The organism is Pseudomonas sp. IPO3774, assembly GCF_013386835.1.
GTDB lineage: Bacteria > Pseudomonadota > Gammaproteobacteria > Pseudomonadales > Pseudomonadaceae > Aquipseudomonas.
Genome location: NZ_JACAQY010000019.1, coordinates 15,183 through 35,825, shown reverse-complemented (window position 1 = coordinate 35,825; position 20,643 = coordinate 15,183). Strand labels below are relative to the sequence as shown.

At 61.8% G+C, this 20,643-nt stretch carries 19 protein-coding genes; 13 read left to right on the top strand and 6 right to left on the bottom strand.

From position 1 onward, the window contains the following. Nucleotides 1–2: 2 nt before the first annotated feature. Nucleotides 3–1,580, bottom strand: a complete 1,578-nt coding sequence (locus HYE77_RS14020; RefSeq protein WP_177028455.1) for an ABC-F family ATP-binding cassette domain-containing protein — start codon at nt 1,578–1,580, stop codon at nt 3–5. A 186-nt stretch (nt 1,581–1,766) separates the two neighbouring features. Between HYE77_RS14020 and HYE77_RS14015 the strand changes: the two genes are divergently transcribed. From HYE77_RS14015 to HYE77_RS13970, 10 genes are all read left to right on the top strand, one after another. Next, nucleotides 1,767–4,688 (top strand): monovalent cation/H+ antiporter subunit A, encoded by a 2,922-nt coding sequence (locus HYE77_RS14015; RefSeq protein WP_003211746.1) that lies wholly within the window; start codon nt 1,767–1,769, stop codon nt 4,686–4,688. Beyond that, nucleotides 4,688–5,032: a Na+/H+ antiporter subunit C gene (locus HYE77_RS14010; protein ID WP_003192163.1), complete on the top strand. Its 345-nt coding sequence runs from the start codon at nt 4,688–4,690 to the stop codon at nt 5,030–5,032. Before HYE77_RS14015 ends, HYE77_RS14010 begins: the two co-directional genes overlap by 1 nt. Then, nucleotides 5,029–6,711: a monovalent cation/H+ antiporter subunit D gene (locus HYE77_RS14005; protein WP_177045383.1), complete on the top strand. Its 1,683-nt coding sequence runs from the start codon at nt 5,029–5,031 to the stop codon at nt 6,709–6,711. Before HYE77_RS14010 ends, HYE77_RS14005 begins: the two co-directional genes overlap by 4 nt. Further along, complete coding sequence (locus HYE77_RS14000; RefSeq protein WP_003211750.1) at nt 6,708–7,196, top strand: Na+/H+ antiporter subunit E; 489 nt, start codon at nt 6,708–6,710, stop codon at nt 7,194–7,196. Before HYE77_RS14005 ends, HYE77_RS14000 begins: the two co-directional genes overlap by 4 nt. Further along, nucleotides 7,193–7,471 carry a K+/H+ antiporter subunit F gene (locus HYE77_RS13995; protein ID WP_003211751.1) on the top strand — a complete coding sequence of 93 codons (279 nt, stop codon included), beginning with the start codon at nt 7,193–7,195 and terminating at the stop codon, nt 7,469–7,471. Before HYE77_RS14000 ends, HYE77_RS13995 begins: the two co-directional genes overlap by 4 nt. Then, a complete protein-coding gene (locus HYE77_RS13990; RefSeq protein ID WP_003211753.1) occupies nt 7,468–7,836 on the top strand; it encodes a Na+/H+ antiporter subunit G in 369 nt (122 codons plus the stop codon). The genes HYE77_RS13995 and HYE77_RS13990 overlap by 4 nt, the downstream gene beginning before the upstream one ends. Before the next feature lie 106 nt (nt 7,837–7,942). Beyond that, complete coding sequence (locus HYE77_RS13985) at nt 7,943–8,878, top strand: alpha/beta hydrolase (RefSeq protein WP_177068896.1); 936 nt, start codon at nt 7,943–7,945, stop codon at nt 8,876–8,878. A gap of 115 nt (nt 8,879–8,993) precedes the next feature. Then, nucleotides 8,994–9,923 (top strand): hypothetical protein, encoded by a 930-nt coding sequence (locus HYE77_RS13980; RefSeq protein WP_008432438.1) that lies wholly within the window; start codon nt 8,994–8,996, stop codon nt 9,921–9,923. A 134-nt stretch (nt 9,924–10,057) separates the two neighbouring features. Then, complete coding sequence (locus HYE77_RS13975; protein WP_177068895.1) at nt 10,058–10,810, top strand: 3-oxoacyl-ACP reductase family protein; 753 nt, start codon at nt 10,058–10,060, stop codon at nt 10,808–10,810. 31 nt (nt 10,811–10,841) lie between these two features. Next, the gene (locus HYE77_RS13970; protein ID WP_102369509.1) at nt 10,842–11,429 is read left to right on the top strand and encodes a TetR/AcrR family transcriptional regulator; all 588 of its coding nucleotides are present in this window, start codon (nt 10,842–10,844) and stop codon (nt 11,427–11,429) included. 8 nt (nt 11,430–11,437) lie between these two features. Here the strand turns inward: HYE77_RS13970 and lepB are convergent, their stop codons facing one another. Then, a complete protein-coding gene (lepB, locus tag HYE77_RS13965; RefSeq protein WP_008432435.1) occupies nt 11,438–12,106 on the bottom strand; it encodes a signal peptidase I in 669 nt (222 codons plus the stop codon). 160 nt (nt 12,107–12,266) lie between these two features. On the opposite strand from lepB, the gene HYE77_RS13960 reads away from it, so the two are divergent. Further along, nucleotides 12,267–12,818, top strand: coding sequence for a dihydrofolate reductase family protein (locus HYE77_RS13960; protein WP_177068894.1), 552 nt, complete (start codon nt 12,267–12,269; stop codon nt 12,816–12,818). Nucleotides 12,819–13,074: 256 nt separating this feature from the next. Here HYE77_RS13960 and cysS read toward each other — a convergent pair whose 3' ends face one another. Continuing rightward, nucleotides 13,075–14,463, bottom strand: coding sequence for a cysteine--tRNA ligase (cysS, locus tag HYE77_RS13955; protein WP_177028449.1), 1,389 nt, complete (start codon nt 14,461–14,463; stop codon nt 13,075–13,077). A gap of 20 nt (nt 14,464–14,483) precedes the next feature. Further along, on the bottom strand, nt 14,484–16,184 hold the full coding sequence (locus tag HYE77_RS13950) for a glutamine--tRNA ligase/YqeY domain fusion protein (protein WP_008432425.1): 1,701 nt from the start codon (nt 16,182–16,184) through the stop codon (nt 14,484–14,486). Nucleotides 16,185–16,430: 246 nt separating this feature from the next. Here HYE77_RS13950 and HYE77_RS13945 point away from each other — a divergent pair, with 246 nt between their 5' ends. Together HYE77_RS13945 and lpxH are read left to right on the top strand one after the other, a co-directional pair. Next, the gene (locus tag HYE77_RS13945; protein WP_003211783.1) at nt 16,431–16,934 is read left to right on the top strand and encodes a peptidylprolyl isomerase; all 504 of its coding nucleotides are present in this window, start codon (nt 16,431–16,433) and stop codon (nt 16,932–16,934) included. Continuing rightward, nucleotides 16,931–17,680 (top strand): UDP-2,3-diacylglucosamine diphosphatase, encoded by a 750-nt coding sequence (gene lpxH, locus HYE77_RS13940; RefSeq protein ID WP_177028448.1) that lies wholly within the window; start codon nt 16,931–16,933, stop codon nt 17,678–17,680. The genes HYE77_RS13945 and lpxH overlap by 4 nt, the downstream gene beginning before the upstream one ends. A gap of 133 nt (nt 17,681–17,813) precedes the next feature. Here the strand turns inward: lpxH and HYE77_RS13935 are convergent, their stop codons facing one another. Next, nucleotides 17,814–19,346 (bottom strand): DHA2 family efflux MFS transporter permease subunit, encoded by a 1,533-nt coding sequence (locus HYE77_RS13935; protein WP_003211786.1) that lies wholly within the window; start codon nt 19,344–19,346, stop codon nt 17,814–17,816. 64 nt (nt 19,347–19,410) lie between these two features. Then, nucleotides 19,411–20,628 (bottom strand): efflux RND transporter periplasmic adaptor subunit, encoded by a 1,218-nt coding sequence (locus HYE77_RS13930; protein WP_003211788.1) that lies wholly within the window; start codon nt 20,626–20,628, stop codon nt 19,411–19,413. Nucleotides 20,629–20,643 lie beyond the last annotated feature (15 nt).

Sequence of the window (20,643 nt, the reverse complement as noted above, 5' to 3'; positions counted from 1 at the left end):
CCTCAGAGGCGCAACTCACCGTCCAGGTTGATGGCCTGCAGGAACGCCTCGTCATGGGACACCACGATCAGCGCGCCCTGGTACTGATTGAGCATTTGCTCCAGGGCAATCCGGCTGGGCAAGTCCAGATGGTTGTCGGGTTCGTCCAGCAACAACAATTGCGGCGGATGCTCGGCGTAGAGCTGTGCGGCCAGGGCAATTTTCAGACGCTCGCCGCCGCTCAGTTGGCGCGTATCGAGGACCGCCCGGTCGGCATCGATGCCCATTTGCGCCAGCCGGGTACGCGCTTCGCTTTCCGCCAGTAGCGGATTACTTTCGTAAAGCCATTGCACCGCCGTGCGCTCGGGGTGCTCCAGCCCGGCGTGTTGGTCCAGCCAGCCGATATGGCAACTGCGCGCCAACTCACCGGCAGCCACCGGCAACTGGCCGGCAATCACCCGCAGCAGGGTCGACTTGCCACTGCCATTGGCTCCCAGGATCGCCATGCGCATCGGGCCGGTCAGGGTGAGATTGATCGGTGCGCGGCTGCCAAACGGCAGCACCACCTCGTTGAGTTGCAACACCAGCTTGCCCTGGGGCACCACGCTTTCCGGCGACAGCATCATGCGCTGGATCTCGGGCGCACACCGCGCACGCGCCTCGGCGATCCGCTGCTGTTGCTGCTCACGCGCCAGCTGCTGGTTGAGGCGCAACTTGCCCTGGCTGTTTTCACTGCGCTCTTTCTGGGCGTTGGTGATCAGTTTGGTCTGGTTGCCATCCCGGGCCTGGCGGTCGCCCCGGGCATTGCGGCGCTGCTGACGCTCCATCTGGATGACCGCTTCACGCTGCTCACGTTTGGCGTGCGCGCGCTCCCCCTGCAACGCCGACTGGAACGCCTGCTGCTCCTGCTCCCGTGTCGCCGCATAGTGGCTGTAATTACCGCCGTACACCGCCAAGCCCTTGGGCGACAGTTCGACAATCTCGTCCATGTGCTCCAGCAGCCCGCGATCATGGCTGATCAGCACCAGGCCGCCGGGCCAGCGATCAATCTGCTGGGCAAGCTTGTGCTGCTGATCAATGTCCAGGTGGTTGCTGGGCTCATCGAGGATCAACCAGTCTGCCCTCGACAACCAGGCGCCCAGCAAAGCGACGCGCTGGCGTTCGCCGCCACTGAGGGCCGCGGTTGGCGAGTCGGCAGTCAAGTGCCCCAGGCCGATTTGCTCCAGGGCCGCCGCCAGTCGAGGCGCGCAATCCCATTGATCAACGGCCAGTGCATGGTCGTGTTCGTCCACGCTGCCCTCGGCGATGCGCGCCAACGCCGCCAGCACTTGGTCGACACCCGCCAACGCCGCCACGCTGGGATAGTGTTCGGGCTCCAGCAGTTGCGTCACCGCGTACACACTGCCCTCACGGCGCACATGCCCGCGGGTGGGCTGCAGGGTGCCCGCGAGCATTGCGCCCAACAAGGACTTGCCAGTCCCGTTGGCCCCCACGAGGCCGGTCGCACGGGCGCTGAAGGCATGGTTCAGGTTGTCGAACAGGCTGCGTCCATCCGGCAGGCTGCAGGCGACATGGGCAAGGTGGAGCAATCGCTGGGTCATCACACGTCCTTATGCAACAGGCTGAAAAAAACCTTTGAACAGCATACCTGTCCTGGATACGGGCACTGAAACAATGCCAAACAGCCTTTTTCAGCCTACCTTGTAGGATCCTGCCACATCTTGCCGTTTGGTGATCAAGATTCCGGCACGTATGATGCATCCCAAACTCCCGCAGATTAGAAGCCTATGTCCCTGATAGTTCTACTGCTTCTGCCTTTTATCGGCAGCTGTCTGGCGGCCTTGCTGCCGCACAACGCACGCAACACAGAGTCCCTGCTGGCCGGCCTTGTGGCCCTGGTCGGGACGGTTCAAGTCGCCCTGCTCTACCCCCAGATCGCCCACGGTGGCGTGATACGTGAAGAATTCATGTGGTTGCCCAGCCTCGGGCTGAACTTCGTATTGCGCATGGACGGTTTTGCCTGGTTGTTCTCGATGCTGGTGCTGGGCATCGGGACCCTGGTGTCGCTGTACGCCCGGTATTACATGTCGCCGGAAGACCCGGTGCCGCGCTTCTTCGCGTTTTTCCTGGCCTTCATGGGTGCGATGCTCGGCCTGGTGATCTCCGGCAACCTGATCCAGATCGTGTTTTTCTGGGAGCTCACCAGCCTGTTCTCGTTCCTGCTGATCGGCTACTGGCACCACCGCGCCGATGCCCGGCGTGGCGCCTATATGGCGCTGATGGTCACCGGCGCGGGCGGTTTGTGCCTGCTGGCGGGGGTGATGCTGCTCGGGCATATCGTCGGCAGCTACGACCTGGACCAGGTCCTGGCTGCCGGTGATCAGATCCGTGCCCATTCGTTGTACCCGATCATGCTCGCCCTGGTGCTGATCGGCGCCCTGAGCAAAAGCGCGCAATTCCCCTTCCACTTCTGGCTGCCCCACGCCATGGCTGCACCGACGCCGGTGTCGGCCTACCTGCACTCGGCAACGATGGTGAAGGCCGGCGTGTTCCTGCTGGCCCGCCTGTGGCCGTCGCTGTCCGGCAGCGAAGAGTGGTTCTGGATTGTCGGCGGTGCCGGTGCCATTACCCTGCTGCTCGGCGCTTATTGCGCCATGTTCCAGAACGACCTCAAAGGCCTGCTGGCCTACTCCACCATCAGCCACCTCGGGCTGATCACCTTGCTGCTGGGCCTCAACAGCCCGCTGGCCGCTGTCGCCGCCGTATTCCATATCCTTAACCACGCCACTTTCAAGGCATCGCTGTTCATGGCGGCGGGGATCATCGACCACGAAAGCGGCACCCGTGACATCCGCAAGCTCAGCGGCCTGTTCAAGCTGATTCCGTTTACCGCCACCCTGGCGATGGTCGCCAGTGCGTCCATGGCCGGCGTGCCGCTGCTCAACGGTTTCCTGTCCAAGGAAATGTTCTTCGCCGAGACCGTATTTATCTCCGCCACCGCCTGGGTGGAAATCGCCCTGCCGGTCATCGCCACCATCGCCGGTACCTTCAGCGTGGCCTATGCCCTGCGCTTTACCGTGGATGTGTTCTTCGGCCCCAAGGCCACCAACCTGCCCCACACCCCGCACGAGCCGCCACGCTGGATGCGTGCGCCGGTGGAGTTGCTGGTGTTTACCTGCCTGCTGGTGGGGATTTTCCCGGCCCAGGTGGTCGGTTCGATCCTCGCCGCTGCCGCCTTGCCGGTGGTCGGCGGCGAGCTGCCGGAGTACAGCCTCGCCATCTGGCATGGCTGGAACGCGCCGATGATCATGAGCCTGGTGGCGATGTCCGGCGGCGTGGTGCTCTATCTGCTGCTGCGCAAGCAACTCAAGTTGGGCCGCTTCAAATACCCGCCGATCATCAGTTACTTCAACGGCAAGCGCGGCTTCGAGCGCTGCCTGGTGGTGATGATGCGCGGGGTGCGCAAGATCGAAAAACGCATCAGCACCAAACGCCTGCAAACCCAGCTGTTCCTGCTGGTGCTGGCGGCGGTGATCGCCGGGTTGATCCCGATGCTCTACAGCGGCATCAGTTGGGGCGACCGGCCGAAGATCCCGGGCTCCATCGTGTTCGTCACCCTGTGGCTGCTGGCAATCGCCTGCGCCCTGGGCGCCGCCTGGCAAGCCAAGTACCACCGGTTGGCAGCCCTGACCATGGTCAGCGTGTGCGGGATGGTGACCTGCGTGACCTTCGTCTGGTTCTCGGCGCCAGACCTGGCGCTGACGCAACTGGTGGTGGAAGTGGTCACCACCGTGCTGATCCTGCTGGGCCTGCGCTGGCTGCCACGGCGGATCGAAGAAGTTTCCCCACTGCCCAGCTCGCTGCGCAAGGCACGCATCCGCCGCCTGCGGGACTTCCTCCTGTCCACCGTGGTCGGTGGCGGCATGGCGCTGCTCTCCTACGCGATGCTGACCCGCCAGACCCCCAACGATATCTCGTCTTTCTACCTCAGCCGCGCCCTGCCAGAAGGCGGTGGCAGCAATGTGGTGAACGTGATGCTGGTGGACTTCCGGGGCTTCGACACCCTCGGTGAAATCACCGTGCTCGGCGCCGTGGCGCTGACCGTCTACGCCCTGCTGCGCCGCTTCCGCCCGTCGAAGGAAAGCATGGAACTGCCCGCGCAACAGCGCCAACTGGCACCCGACGTGGCCACCGACCTGATCAACCCGCGCCAGGCCAGCGACACCGCCCTGGGCTTCATGATGGTGCCGGCGGTGCTGGTGCGCCTGCTGCTGCCGATTGCGCTGGTTGTCTCGTTCTACCTGTTCATGCGTGGGCACAACCAACCGGGCGGCGGGTTTGTCGCCGGCCTGGTGATGTCCGTCGCGTTCATCCTGCAATACATGGTCGCCGGTACCCAGTGGGTCGAGGCGCAGATGAGCCTGCGGCCGATGCGCTGGATGGGTTTTGGCTTGTTGTCGGCAACCCTGACCGGGCTGGGCGCACTGCTCGCCGGCTACCCGTTCCTCACCACGCACACCTGGCACTTTAGCCTGCCGGTGCTGGGGGACATCCACGTCGCCAGCGCGCTGTTCTTCGACGTCGGTGTGTACGCCATGGTGGTCGGCTCGACCTTGCTGATGCTCACCGCCCTCGGCCACCAATCGGTGCGCGCCCATAAACCCAGTAACCAGGCGAAAGCCGTTGCCAGCCCAGGAGGAGCCGCCTGATGGAAGAAGTCATCGCAATTGCCATTGGGGTCCTGGCGGCCTCCGGCGTCTGGCTGATCCTGCGGCCACGGACGTTCCAGGTGGTGATGGGCCTGTGCCTGCTCTCCTACGGGGTCAACCTGTTCATCTTCAGCATGGGCAGCCTGTTCATCGGCAAGGAGCCGATCATCAAGGATGGCGTGCCGCAAGACTTGCTCAACTACACCGATCCGCTGCCCCAGGCCCTGGTGCTGACGGCAATCGTGATCAGCTTCGCCATGACCGCACTGTTCCTGGTGGTGCTGCTGGCATCCCGGGGCCTGACCGGCACTGACCATGTGGACGGCCGGGAGCCCAAGGAATGACCTGGATGAATCAACTGATCATCGCGCCGATCCTGCTGCCGTTGCTGACCGCCGCGCTGATGCTGATGCTCGGCGAGAAGCACCGCCCGCTCAAGGCGCGGATCAACCTGTTCTCCAGCATGGTGGGCCTGGGCATCGCCGTGCTGTTGCTGTACTGGACCCAGAAAGGCGGCCCCGGCTCCATCGGTGTGTACCTGCCGGGCAACTGGCAGGTGCCGTTCGGCATCGTGCTGGTGGTGGACCAACTCTCGGCGATGATGCTGGTGCTCACCGGGATCATTGGCGTCAGCGCCCTGCTGTTCGCCATGGCCCGTTGGGACCGCGCCGGCACCAGTTTCCATGCGCTGTTCCAGATTCAGCTGATGGGCCTGTATGGCGCCTTCCTGACCGCCGACCTGTTCAACCTGTTCGTGTTTTTCGAAGTGCTGCTGGCGGCGTCCTACGGCCTGATGCTCCACGGTTCCGGCCGGGCGCGGGTGTCGGCGGGGCTGCATTACATCTCGATCAACCTGCTGGCCTCGACCTTGTTCCTGATTGGCGCGGCGCTGATCTATGGCGTCACCGGTACCCTGAACTTTGCCGACCTGGCACTGAAAATCCCCCTGGTGCCGGAAGCCGATCGCGGCCTGCTGCATGCCGGTGCGGGCATCCTCGCCGTCGCCTTCCTGGCCAAGGCCGGGATGTGGCCGCTGAACTTCTGGCTGGCGCCTGCCTACTCCTCGGCCAGTGCGCCAGTGGCGGCGATGTTTGCGATCATGACCAAGGTCGGCGTGTACACCGTGCTGCGCCTGTGGAACCTGCTGTTCTCCGGCCAGGCGGGTGCCTCGGCACTGTTTGGCGGCGACTGGCTGATCTACGGCGGCATGGCGACCATCGTCTGCGCGGCGCTGGCGATGATCGCCGCGCAACGCCTGGAACGCATGGCCAGCCTGAGCATCCTGGTGTCCGCCGGGATCCTGCTGTCGGCGGTGGGTTTTGCCCAGCCAAGCCTGACCGCCGGGGCGCTGTTTTATCTGGTCAGCTCCACCCTGGCGCTGAGTGCGCTGTTCCTGCTGGCCGAATTGATCGAGCGTTCGCGCTCGGCCAACGACATGCCCCTGGACGACGAAATCGAAGCCCTGCCCAAGGCCATGGAATCCCTGCATCCACCGCCCGGCACCAACCTCGACGATGAACAGAAAGCCGTGGTCGGCCAGGTGATTCCCTGGACGGTGGCGTTCCTCGGCCTGAGTTTTATCGCCTGCGCCCTGCTGATCATCGGCATGCCGCCGCTGTCCGGGTTTATCGGCAAGCTCAGCCTGCTCAGCGCCTTGATCAACCCGTTGGGCCTGGGCAATGCCATCGACGAACCGGTGCGTCCGGCCGCCTGGGGCCTGGTGGCACTGCTGATCTTCTCCGGCCTGGCTTCGCTAATCGCCTTCGCCCGCCTCGGCATCCAGCGCTTCTGGACCCCGGAAGAACGTCCATCGCCGCTGCTGCGCCGCTTCGAATGCGTGCCGATTTTCTTCCTGCTGGGCCTGAGCATCGCCCTGACGTTCAAGGCCGAGCCGCTGATGCGCTATACCCAGGCGGCCGCCGAGAGCCTGAACAACCCGGAACACTATGTGATGGCGGTCATGGCGACGCGTCCGGTGCCGAGCCCTGAAGCCAAGGCCGCCGCCCTGGAGGTGCAGCCATGAAGCGCCTGTTCCCTGCCCCGTGGCTGTCATTGGCATTGTGGTTGTTGTGGCTGGTGCTGAACCTGTCCGTCAGCCCCGGCAACCTGCTGCTGGGGGCGATCCTCGGCTTTGCGGCACCGCTGATGATGGCGCCGTTGCGCCCGCTGCCGATCCGCATCCGCCGCCCGGGGGTGATCATCCGTTTGTTCTTCCTGGTGGGGCGTGACGTGATCATCTCCAACCTCGCCGTGGCCTGGGGCATCCTGACCTGCGGCTCTCGCCCACCGCGTTCGCGCTTTATCAAGATCCCCCTGGACCTGCGGGATGCCAACGGCCTGGCCGTGCTGGCGATGATCACCAGCGTGACGCCGGGCACCGTATGGTCGGAACTGGCCCTGGACCGCAGCGTCCTGCTGATCCACGTGTTCGACCTGGATGACGAAGCGCAGTTTATCGAGCACTTCAAACACGCCTACGAACGGCCCCTGATGGAGATCTTCGAATGAGCGCCCTGCTCTCCAATGCGATCCTGTTCAGCCTGTTCCTGTTCTCCCTGGCCATGGTGCTGACCCTGGTGCGCCTGTTCAAAGGCCCGTCGGCCCAGGACCGGGTCCTGGCGCTGGATTACCTGTACATCCTGGCCATGCTGATGATGCTGGTGCTGGGTATTCGGTATGCCAGTGACACCTATTTTGAAGCGGCGCTGTTGATTGCGCTGTTTGGCTTTGTGGGGTCGTTTGCCCTGGCGAAATTCCTGCTGCGCGGGGAGGTGATCGAATGATCAATGTCGATGTGTTGCCGCTGTGGGTTGAAGTGATCGTCGCGGTATTGTTGGTGCTTAGCAGCCTGTTTGCGCTGATTGGGGCGATTGGGTTGTTGCGGATGAAAGACTTCTTCCAGCGCATGCACCCGCCGGCGTTGGCCTCGACCTTGGGCGCCTGGTGCGTGGCGCTGGCCTCGATCATCTACTTTTCGGTGCTCAAGTCCGGGCCGGTGTTGCACGGTTGGTTGATCCCGATCCTGCTGTCGATCACAGTGCCGGTGACCACATTGCTGCTGGCACGCACCGCGTTGTTCCGCAAGCGCATGGCCGGGGATGATGTGCCGGCTGAAGTCAGCAGCCGTCGCACTGACAGCGGCAGCTGATCCCCACAGGCGCCGCAGTGGTGAAATTCGTTCTCCAATAGAATCCATAAAATAGAACCTCAATCGCTAATCCCGGTATCGGGATCACTTTATGAGGTTCTCCCCCATGGCATTCACTCCCCTTGTCCAGGCCCATCTCGACGCGTGGGTTGCCTGCGCCGCTGACTTCGGCCCATTTCTCACGGGCCAGGAAACCACCCTCACCCTCAATGAGCAGCGCAAGGCTTATGAGCAGGTGCTTTGTTCCCATCCGATTCCCGCCGGTGTCAGCTTTTGTGACGTCGATATGGGTGGCGTACCGGGCATGATGGTCGTGCCTGATGGGTTTGAGGGTGACCAGGTGCTGCTTTACATCCACGGCGGTGGTTATGTCGGCGGCAGCCCGCGGGGCTACCTGGGCCTTGCCGGCCACTTCGCAAAACTGCTGGGTGCAAAAGTCTACCTGCCCGACTACCGCCTGGCGCCCGAGCATCCGTTCCCCGTACCTATTGATGACACGTTGCAGGCTTATCACTGGCTGCTCGACCAGGGCAATGACCCCAGGTCCATCGTGTTCTCGGGCGATTCGGCCGGCGGCGCAATGGTGGTGTCGGTGATGGTCAAGGCCCGCAACGCAGGCCTGCCACTGCCCGCCGGGGGCGCCGCCTTGTCGCCGTGGGCCAACCTGGAACACACCGGCGCCTCCATCGACAACCGTGACGGCCTCGACCCGCAAGCCTCCCGCCTGGGGCTGACGCTGCTTGCAAAAGCGTTTCTCAACGGCGCGCTGCCGAATGATCCCGATGCATCGCCGGTGTTCGCGGACGTCCGGGGATTGCCGCCCATTCTGGTGCAGATCGGCGAAAACGAAGTCATGCTCAGCGACGCCATGCGCCTGGCCACCCACCTGGGGGAAAACCGGGTACGCGTGTCGCTGGAGGTTTGGCCCGGGATGTTTCATGTCTGGCATTTGTTTGCGGCAATCTTGCCCGAAGGCATGCAGGCCGTGGCGAATGCGGCGTTGTTTCTGGACCAGGCAATACGTGGCAGCCGTAGCGCTTGAGGGGTTGCCCAGAGCGCGGGAAAGGTAGCGCTCCTGCCGATAACTATCTGTCACCTGGGGCCCCACCGCTCCACCTACCTTTATCGGACAACGTATCCCGATACAGGTAATGATCATGTATACCCATTCCGATGCACTGACCACGCTGTTTGATTTGCTCAACTCGCTGAATGCGCTGATTTCACATTTGACGAGCCAGCAACAGGCAGCCAAGCAGCGGGGTCTCGAGTTGTATCAACTCGGTGAATTCGAAGAGTGCGAAATCCACCTGACCATCTCCGCCTCGGCCGGCGATGCGCCGTCCCAATACGCCCTGGGCGAAGCCATCCGGCGCCGGGTCGGCAGTGTCGACCCCGAGGCCCAGGCGTGGTACCGCCTGGCCGCTGCCCAGGATCATGTGTACGCCCTGATGCGCCTGGGTGGCGAAACCAACCTGGCCAAGGCCAAGGCCCTCGCCCAGGCAGGTGCCGATGCTGGCGACGGCGCAGCGATGCTGCAGCTGTATGAACTGACCAAAGATCGCTCGTGGCTGAGAAAGGCAGGTGATGCCGGCTGCGCCGAGGCCTATTACATTGCGGCGCTGTTGTACGACAAAAACCCGGAGGCCAGTGACAACCGCGACTCCATGCTCAGGTATGCGGCCTTCAAGGGCTTCCCGCCAGCGATGAAGTGGCTGGCCAACATGCAGACCTACTACCGCAACCTCTCCTACCAGCGCATACACCTGGAAAAACGGCTGGCGCTGAATGACCTTGATGGCGTCATGACCTATGCCGGTGCGCTCGGCGGGTTCGATATCGATGAAAGTGGCACCAACCGCTATCACTACCCCGAGAACAAAATCCACGCCTATGGGCTCTACTGGCTGGTCATGGACAGTACCCGGCAAAACCCACGGCACGCCGATGCCGCAGGCTACCTGCAACAACTGGCCAGCGCGCTGACTGCCGAAGAAATGGAAACAGCCAAGGCGTATGGCCGCCAGTGGAAAACCGAGCACCCGGCGCTGTCGGAGTTCAGGTTGACCTACAGCGACCTGAAATGACCGGCGTCTGATGACGGATTCGAGAGCACATCCGGCAGTTAAAGATTAATTAATCCAAAAACAGCTTGGCTAAGTATTTCCAGGCTGGTACGGTTTAGTGGATTATTTAATCCACTAAACCTCAGGCCTCCCCCATGACAGCTCACACCCCTCGCTTCAACCACAAAGTCGCCCTGGTCACCGGCGGTTCCCGCGGTATCGGCGAAGCGATTGTCCGCCGGCTTGCAGCTGAAGGTGCAGCGGTCGCGTTTACCTATTCCTCCTCTGCCGACAAGGCGCAAGCGCTGGTTGGCCTGATCGAAAGCAAGGGCGGAAAAGCCTTGGCGATTCAGGCCGACAGCGCCGATGTGGCGGCAATAGATCGGGCGGTCGCGGCCACTGTCGAGCATTTCGGCGCCTTGAATATCCTGGTCAACAACGCCGGGATCCTGCTGATGGGCACCGTCGACACCTTCAGCCTGGAAGACTTCGACCGAATGTTTGCGGTCAATGTGCGGGCCACGTTTGCGGCGGCCAAGGCCAGCTCGGCGGTGATGCGCACGGGTGACCGAATAATCACCGTCGGCAGCGTGGTCGCCCAACGTTCGGGCTTCCCGGGCTCCAGCGTCTATAGCATGACGAAGTCGGCGATCGCCGGTATGATCCGCGGCCTGGCGATTGATTTCGCGCCGCGCGGCATCACCGTCAACAACGTGCAGCCGGGCCCGACCAGCACCGACATGAACCCGGCAGACGGGCCCCATGCGGACATGATCAAAAGCCTGATCCCCTTGGGCCGCGTGGGCACCGCCGACGATGTTGCCGGCATGGTTGCTTATCTCGCGTCCGAAGAAGCGGCATTTGTCACCGGCGCAAGCATGACCATCGATGGCGGCTACCTGGCCTGAGCCTTCACCTGCATTTTCCCCCGAGGTAACCATGGCAAGACCCAGAGCATTCGACCGCGACCAGGTGCTGCGCGAGGCCATCCGGGTTTTCTGCGACAAGGGTTTTGCCGCGGCCTCGACTGAAGAACTGATGCAGGCCATGGGACTGAGCCGCCAGAGCATGTACAACACCTTTGGCGACAAACGTCAGTTGTACCTGCTGGCGATGGCCGAGTATCAGCGCACCGGCGTCGACGACTTGATCGAGCGCCTGAACCAGGGCCCGACCCCGCTGCAGGCACTGCACGACACCCTGCAATCCTTCGCCACCCGCGCCCTGCGGGAAGGAACGGCGGGTTGCATGGGCGTCAATGCCATCTGCGAGTTCGGCCTGGAAGATGATGAGATCAATCAACTCACCGCCCACAGCGCCGAACGCTTGCGCAATGCATTCGAACAGACGCTGGAGCGTGCGCAGGAACAAGGCGAATTGACCGTCGGCACCGATCTCTCGGGCGCGTGTGATTTTCTGATGGCCACCCTCAGCGGCATGAAAGTCGCCAGCAAGGGCGGCGCCACCACTGAGCAGCTGGAGCGCATTGCGGGGTTTGCACTGCGGGCGCTGAGCGCAAACGCGTGATCAGCCCACTACAGGATCGGCGCGCCAAATCGGCCCAGTCGTGGCATCCAGTGGTCCAGGATCTGCGCTGACGCCAGGATATGGTGCGCATGCCCGATCAACAGCCGACGCGGCACAAACCCGATATAACGGGAGTCATCGCTGTTATCGCGATTGTCGCCCAGCATGAAGTAACTGTCGGCAGGCACCACCACCGGGCCGAAATCGCGCAGCGCCCGTACTGTCGGCATGAACTGCACCGTGCGCTGGCTGCTGTTCGCACGCTCAGTCACCTTGATACCCGGAACTGTTTGGCCAGGCGCGATGGGCTCGCTGATGTCCTGCCCATTACTGTAGGTGGCCGGCGTACCGTTGACCCACAACACCTCGTCGCGCATTTCCAGGGTATCGCCGGGGATACCGACAATGCGTTTGATCAAGCGCGTGCCGTCCTTGGGCGAAGAGAACGTGACGACATCTCCGCGCTGGGGGTTATCCAGTCTCGCCAGGGAAATATCGGTGAGGGGCAATTTGAGGTCGTACGCGACGCGGTTGACCAGCACCACATCGCCCTCAAGTAACGTCGGGCGCATGGAACCGGACGGGATGGGATTCCAGTCAGCCAGGGAGGTGCGGAAAACCCCGAAGCACAGCCAGAAAATGATCGCGTAACGGTAGCGGATTAACCAACGGCGCATAGATCCTCGCAATACGAAAAGGGACACCGGCCTGCGCCGGGTACCCACGGTGATTTTTGGCAATGCTCGCTTATTGCATCGGAAGATTAAATTAACATTAGCGTTGCCGACCCATGACAGTCGATATTTTCAAGCACACAGAAAAGGAGTTTCACGCCCCATGGATAGCAAATGTTCGGTCTTTATCGCAGCCAGCGTCGACGGCTTTATTGCCCGGCCAGACGGTGATATCGAGTGGCTTCATCGCCCTGAGTACGAAGGCGCCGAATTGAACGGCGTGACCTATGAACACTTCATCGCCACCGTGGATTCGCTGGTGATGGGCCGCAAGACCCTGGAAAAAGTGTTGTCCTTTCCGGAGTGGCCCTATGAGGGCACGCCGGTCATAGCACTCTCTCACCAATCGGTTGAGCTACCTGCAGCTTTGAAGGGCAAGGTTGAGGTGGTGAGCCAGGATGTCACCAGCCTCGTGGCAGCGTTGGCCGAGCGCGGGATGAAACACCTGTATATCGACGGAGGCCAGACGATTCAGGCGTTTCTTGAGGCGGGTTTGATCGACGAGATGATCATCACGCGTATTCCGGTTGTGCTGGGCCAGGGGATCCCCTTGTTCAGCCAGTTGGGTGGCGAGCATGAGCTTCGGCATATCGGCACGTATGCGTCGGATAATGGGTTTGTTCAAAGCCGGTATGAGGTCGGTGGCAAGCGCTGATGCTCATTGAGTAATTGGGTTAAATCGAGGTGTCTGTATCGCAGGCAAGCCAGCTCCCACATTAAGCAGCTATGCGCTTGATCCTGAACCGGCCTGATCTGTCCTTGAATGTGTCAACTATGTCCCCGCACAAGCGTCCGGCCCGTGGTCCGCTGCAAGCGCGGTCGCCATAGCCGCCAATACCCGAATAACGGATAGACAGGCCAAAAAAAACGCCCCGAACCAGTCGGGGCGTTTTTCATTCAGCAATCACCAATCAAGCCTGATCAGCCAACCGCCACGTCGTCCCGCCCTTCCCGTCTTCCAACACCACACCCATCGCGGTCAGTTGGTCACGGATACGGTCAGACTCCGCCCAGTCCTTGTTGGCCCGGGCAGTCAAACGTGCCTGGATCAGCGCATCAACTTCAGCGGCATCCACACGCCCTTCAGCGCCCGCCTGCAGGAAGTCATCGGCTTCCATCTGCAATACGCCCAGCACGCTCGCCAGCTCTTTCAAACGTGCGGCAAGCCCCGCCGCTGCGTCGAGATCGTTCTCGCGCAGGCGGTTGATCTCGCGCACCATTTCAAACAGCACCGCGCAGGCTTCAGGCGTACCGAAGTCGTCGTTCATCACTTCGGTGAACCGCGCGACAAACGCTTCGCCGCCCGCAGGCGCCACGGAGGGCAGGCCTTTCAACGCGTGGTAGAAACGCTCCAGGGCGCCCTTGGCGTCCTTGAGGTTGTCTTCCGAGTAGTTGATCGCGCTGCGGTAATGGCTCGACACCAACAGGTAGCGCACCACTTCCGGGTGGTACTTTTCCAGCACGTCGCGAATGGTGAAGAAGTTGTTCAAGGACTTGGACATCTTCTCGCCATTGATGCGAATCATGCCGCAGTGCATCCACGCGTTGGCGTAGGTCTTGCCGGTGGCCGCTTCGCTTTGGGCGATTTCGTTTTCGTGGTGCGGGAACTCAAGGTCGCTGCCGCCGCCATGAATGTCGAAGGTCTCCCCCAGGCAGCAGGTGGACATCACCGAGCATTCGATGTGCCAGCCCGGGCGCCCGGCGCCCCATGGCGACTCCCAGCTCGGCTCGCCGGGCTTGGTGCCTTTCCACAGCACGAAGTCCAGCGGGTCTTGCTTGGCTTCGTCGACTTCGATCCGCGCACCGATGCGCAGGTCTTCGATTTTCTTGCGCGACAGCTTGCCGTAGCCCATGAACTTGGCGACGCGGTAGTACACGTCGCCATTGCCCGGGGCGTAGGCGTAACCCTTGTCGATCAGGGTCTGGATCATCGCGTGCATGCCCGGGATATGGTCCGTGGCGCGCGGTTCCATGTCCGGCTTGAGGATGTTGAGGCGTGCCTCGTCCTCGTGCATCGCAGCAATCATGCGCTCGGTCAGCGCGTCGAACGACTCGCCGTTTTCGTTGGCGCGATTGATGATCTTGTCGTCGATGTCGGTGATGTTGCGCACATACGTCAGGTCATAACCGCTGAAACGCAACCAGCGGGTCACCAGGTCGAAGGCAACCATGCTGCGGCCGTGGCCGATGTGGCAGTAGTCATACACGGTCATGCCGCACACGTACATGCGCACCTTGTTGCCATCCAGCGGCTTGAAGACTTCTTTGGTCTTGCTGAGTGTGTTGTAGATCGTTAGCACGACAGTTCCTTAAAACAGAATCACTGGCCCCACGAATCACGCAAGGTCACGGTACGGTTGAATACCGGAGCACCGGGTTTCGAGTCCTTGATATCCGCGCAGAAGTAACCTTCGCGCTCGAACTGGAAACGGTCTTCCGGCTGTGCGTCGCCAAGCGATGGCTCGGCACGACAACCCGTGAGAACTTGCAGCGAGTCAGGGTTGATGTTGTCCAGGAAACTGGCGCTGTCTTCGGCCTTCTCGGGATTCGGCGAGCGGAACAGGCGATCGTACAGGCGCACTTCGCACTCGACGCTGGCCGCCGCCGGCACCCAGTGCACCACACCTTTGACCTTGCGGCCTTCCGGGTTCTTGCCCAGGGTGTCCGGGTCGTAGGAGCAACGCAGTTCGACGATGTTGCCATCGGCGTCCTTGATCGCTTCGTCGGCACGGATCACGTAGCTGCCGCGCAGGCGCACTTCGCCGTTCGGCTCCAGGCGCTTGTAGCCTTTTGGCGGCTCTTCCATGAAGTCATCGCGGTCGATGTAGATTTCACGGGCGAACGGCAGCTTGCGCACGCCGAGTTCTTCTTTCTGCGGATGACGTGGCAGTTCGAGGTTTTCGACCTGGCCTTCCGGGTAGTTGGTGATCACCACCTTCAACGGACGCAGCACGCACATGGCGCGCGGGGCGTTCGCGTCGAGGTCCTGACGGATGCTGAATTCGAGCATGCCGTAGTCGACCACGCCGTCGGAGCGGTTGGTGCCGACCATCTCGCAGAAATTGCGGATCGATGCCGGGGTGTAGCCACGGCGGCGGAAGCCCGACAGCGTCGACATGCGCGGGTCGTCCCAGCCAAACACGTGCTTTTCATCGACCAGTTGCTTGAGCTTGCGCTTGCTGGTGATGGTGTAGTTCAGGTTCAGGCGGCTGAACTCGTACTGACGCGGGTGCGCCGGTACCGGCAGGCTGTCGAGGAACCATTCGTACAGAGGACGGTGGCTTTCGAACTCCAGGGTGCAGATGGAGTGGGTGATGCCTTCGATGGCGTCCGACTGACCGTGGGTGAAGTCGTAGTTCGGGTAGATGCACCACTTGTCACCGGTCTGGTGGTGATGGGCGTGGCGGATGCGGTACATGATCGGGTCGCGCAGGTTCATGTTCGGCGAGGCCATGTCGATCTTGGCACGCAGTACGCGGGCGCCGTCCGGGAACTCGCCGGCGCGCATGCGGTTGAACCAGTCCAGGTTTTCTTCCACCGAACGGTCGCGGAACGGGCTGTTCTTGCCCGGCTCGGTCAGGGTGCCACGGTATTCCTTGGCTTGCTCCGGGGTCAGGTCGTCTACGTAGGCCTTGCCGGCCTTGATCAACTCGACGGCCCAGTCGAACAACTGGTCGAAATACTTGGAGGCATAGCGCACTTCACCGGACCATTCGAAGCCCAGCCACTTGATGTCGCTCTCGATGGCGTCGATGTATTCCTGGTCTTCCTTGGCCGGGTTGGTGTCGTCGAAACGCAGGTGCGTGACGCCACCGAACTCCTGGGCCAGGCCGAAGTTCACACAGATCGACTTGGCGTGGCCGATGTGCAGGTAACCGTTGGGCTCAGGCGGGAAGCGGGTGACGATCTGCGTGTGCTTGCCCGAATCCAGGTCCGCCTGGATGATCGGGCGCAGGAAATTGACCGGGACGGCAGGTCCGGCCTTGGAATTCGAGGTAGGGTCGACAGTGGGCTTGCTCATAGGATCCTTGAACAGACGAAGTACTTGGCCGGGTGAGGCCGACAAACAAAGGGCTTATCATAGCCGATGCTGTCAAGGCCCTGACAGAGCGTGGCCAAAAACTGCTGCATTTATTGCATGGGCGGTAAAAAACCACCTCGAAATTCCCGCAGGTCACGCTAAACTGCGCGCCTTGGCTGCCGTTTTTGCCAAGCAGGTAAGGCGCAAAACGCCCAAACCCACGAATTCCTTGAAAGAGTAGTGAACATGACTCAAGTCAAACTGACCACCAACCACGGTGACATCGTCATCGAGCTGAACGCCGAGAAAGCGCCGATCACCGTCGCCAACTTCATCGAGTACGTTAAAGCCGGCCACTACGAAAACACTGTTTTCCACCGTGTCATCGGCAACTTCATGGTCCAGGGCGGCGGTTTCGAGCCTGGCATGAAAGAAAAGAAAGACAAGCGTCCAAGCATCCAGAACGAAGCGGACAACGGCCTTTCCAACGACAAGTACACCGTCGCCATGGCCCGTACCATGGAGCCGCATTCGGCCTCCGCGCAGTTCTTCATCAACGTCGCCGACAACACCTTCCTGAACCACAGCGGCAAGAACGTGCAGGGCTGGGGCTACGCGGTATTCGGTAAAGTCACCGAAGGCCAGGACGTTGTCGACAAGATCAAGGGTGTGCAAACCACCGGCAAGGCAGGTCACCAGGACGTACCGGTAGAAGACGTTATCGTCGAGAAAGCCGAGATCGTTGAGTGATATTGCTGATTTCAGATTTGCATCTGGAAGAGGAGCGCCCGGACATAACCCGGGCGTTTCTGGATTTACTGCACGGCCGCGCCCGTTCCGCCCAGGCGTTGTACATTCTGGGGGACTTCTTCGAAGCCTGGATTGGCGACGATGGGATGACGCCCTTCCAGCGTTCGATTTGCCTGGCCCTGCGCGAGCTGAGCGACAGCGGCACCCAGATATTCATCATGCATGGCAACCGGGATTTCCTGATCGGCAAGGCGTTCTGCAAAGCCGCAGGCGCAACCTTGCTCAAGGACCCGAGTGTGGTGCAACTCGCAGGCGAGCCCGTGCTGTTGATGCACGGCGACAGCCTGTGTACCCGCGACCTTGGCTATATGAAGCTGCGGCGCATCCTGCGTAACCCCATCACGCTGTTCATCCTGCGCCACCTGCCCTTGCGCACGCGGCACAAGCTGGCGCGCAAGCTGCGCAGTGAAAGCCGCGCGCAGACGCGAATGAAGACCAACGACATTGTCGATGTAACGCCCGAGGAAGTGCCGAGGGTGATGCAGCAGTTCGGCGTGCGTACGTTGGTGCATGGCCACACCCACCGCCCGGCGATTCACAAGTTGCAGATTGGCGAGCAAGCGGCCAAGCGCATTGTGCTGGGGGATTGGGACAAGCAAGGGTGGGCGTTGCAGGTGGATGAGCAAGGGTTTCAACTGGCGGCGTTTGACTTCGTCAATCCGCAGTTGGCCTTGCCTGGCGCCTGATCCTCAGACACAACACCCATCAAATGTGGGAGCTGGCTTGCCTGCGATAGCATCACCTCGATGCATCTGATGTACCGAGGTGCCTGCATCGCAGGCAAGCCAGCTCCCACATTGACCGAGTTCGGTCTTTCGATCAGTGGCCAGAAGCCTCCGGCCCCGCCTTCGCTGCAAACGGCGGTTTCGCCAGCCATACAATCACGATCAACGCCATGAACATCCACCCCAGCAACGTGAAGTAATCCACGGTGGACATCATGTACGCCTGGCTCGTCAGTATCTGGTCCAACTGCGCATACGCCTTGTGCCCTGCCCCGCCGAGCGCCTGCAAGGCGTCCCGGGTGGCCGAGTCGTAGGTGGTCATGTTTTCGCTCATGTAGGCATGGTGCTGGTCCGCCCGGCGAATCCAGATCCAGGTGGTCAACGAGGCCGCGAAGCTGCCGCCCAAGGTTCGCAGGAAGGTCGCCAGGCCAGCGCCGTCGGCGATTTGCGCCGGCGGCAGGTCGGACATCAGGATGCTTAAGGTCGGCATGAAGAACAGCGCTACGCCGATCCCCATGAACAACTGCACCAGGGCGATGTGCGTGAAGTCCACTTCATTGGTAAACCCGGCGCGCATGAAGCAACTCAAGCCAATCGCCAGGAACGCCAGCCCCGCCAGCAGCCGCAGGTCGAACTTGTGCGCATATTTGCCCACGAACGGCGACATCAACACCGGCAGGATCCCGATCGGCGCCACCGCCAGGCCCGCCCAGGTGGCGGTGTAGCCCATCTGGGTTTGCAGCCATTGCGGCAGGATCAGGTTGATCCCGAAGAAACCCGCGTACCCGAGTACCAACACAATCGTGCCGATGCGAAAGTTGCGATAGGCGAACAGCCGCAGGTTGACCACCGGGTGCTCGTCGGTCATTTCCCAGATCACGAACACCGCCAGGGCGACAGCCGAGATCACCGCGCCGATGATGATGAAATTCGACTCGAACCAGTCCAGGTCGTTGCCCTTGTCGAGGATGATCTGCAAGGCGCCGACGCCGACGATCAGGCTGAGCAAGCCGACGTAGTCCATCGGCTGGTAGCTGGTGACCACCGGGCGTTTCTTCAGTTGCGAGCGCACCACCATCACGGCAAAGATGCCGATGGGTACGTTGATAAAGAAGATCCACGGCCAGCTGTAGCTGTCGGTAATCCAGCCGCCGAGGATCGGCCCGGCAATCGGCGCCACCACCGTGACCATCGCCAGCAACGCCAGGGCCATACCACGCCTGGCGGGGGGATAGACCGCGATCAGCAGCGTCTGAGTCATCGGGTACAACGGGCCGGCAACCAGGCCTTGCAATACCCGAAAGCCGATCAGCTCGGGCATCGAGGTGGAAATACCGCAGAGAAACGAGGCCAGCACAAACAGGATGGTGGCCCACAGAAACAGCTTCACCTCGCCGAAGCGACGGCTCAGCCAGCCGGTCAGCGGCAGCGCGATGGCGTTGCTCACGGCAAACGAGGTGATGACCCAGGTGCCCTGCTCCGAACTCACGCCGAGGTTGCCGGAAATCGTCGGCAGCGCCACGTTGGCGATGGTGGTGTCGAGCACCTGCATGAAGGTCGCCAGGGACAGGCCGATGGTGGCCATCAGCAAGCTGGGCGGCGTGAAGGAGGCGTTAGCGTTACTCATCGCGAATCCTGTGCAACATGATTGGCGCTACGGCCGCCGGGGCCGCAGCTGATGGATTGGCGAATCAGCGCTGGGCAGCCTTGGGAGCGGCGACGCTGTTGTCATGGATCAATTGGGTGATCATCGCGTCGGCTTCGGCCAACTGGCGGTCGTAAACGTTGGTGGTGAACGACGCCTTCTGCGGCGCCTGCTGGGCCAGTACCGGGCCGCTCTGGTCGTGCAGGTCGACGTCGACCACGGTAGACAGGCCCACCCGCAGCGGGTGCTTGGCCAACTCATCGGCGTTCACATGGATACGCACCGGCACCCGTTGCACGATCTTGATCCAGTTACCGGTGGCGTTCTGCGCCGGCAGCAAGGCAAACGCGCTGCCCGTGCCCGCGCCGAGGCTGTCGACGGTGCCGCTGAATTTCACGTCGCTGCCGTAGATGTCGGATTCGATATCCACCGGCTGGCCGATACGCATATTGCGCAGCTGGGTTTCCTTGAAGTTGGCGTCGATCCACAGTTGATCCAGCGGGATCACCGCCATCAGTGCAGTACCCGGCTGGACCCGCTGGCCCAGTTGCACGGTACGCTTGGCCACATAACCGGTCACCGGTGCGATCAGGGTGCTGCGGGCGTTGGTCAGGTAAGCCTGGCGCAACTGTGCGGCGGCAGCCTGCACGTCCGGGTGGGACGAAATCACCGTGTCATCCACCAGGGCGCTGCTGGTCTTGAACTGTTGCTGCACGTTGGCCAAGGCGTTTTGCGCCGAGGTCAGGTCGTCACGGGCGTGGGACAGTTCTTCCTGGGAAATCGCCCCGCCGGCAGCGAGGTTCTTGCGTCGGTTGTAGTTGTCCTGGGCCTTTTGCACGTTGGCTTGTTGCGCCAGCACCTGGGCTTTCATGCCATCGACGTTGCTGTACAAGCCACGCACCTGGCGCACGGTGCGGGCCAGGTTGGCCTGGGCACTTTGCAGGCCGACGGCCGCGTCGTTGGGGTCGAAGTTGATCAGCACCTGGCCTTCATGCACCAGGTCGCCGTCGTCAGCGCCGATGCTCACCACGGTGCCGGTCACCAGCGGGGTGATTTCCACCACGTTGCCGTTGACGTAGGCGTCGTCGGTGCTTTCGCTGAAGCGACCATACAATTCGTACCAACCCCACACGCCCAAGGCGCCGAGGATGACGATCAGCGCCAGCACAAACAGCATGACTTTGCGTTTGCGCGGATTGCTGGTGTTGGGTTGTTCAGCCTTGTTTGTTTCAGGAGCGTTGTTGCTGGTTTCGGCAGTGGCCATGACAAGTACCTTGAA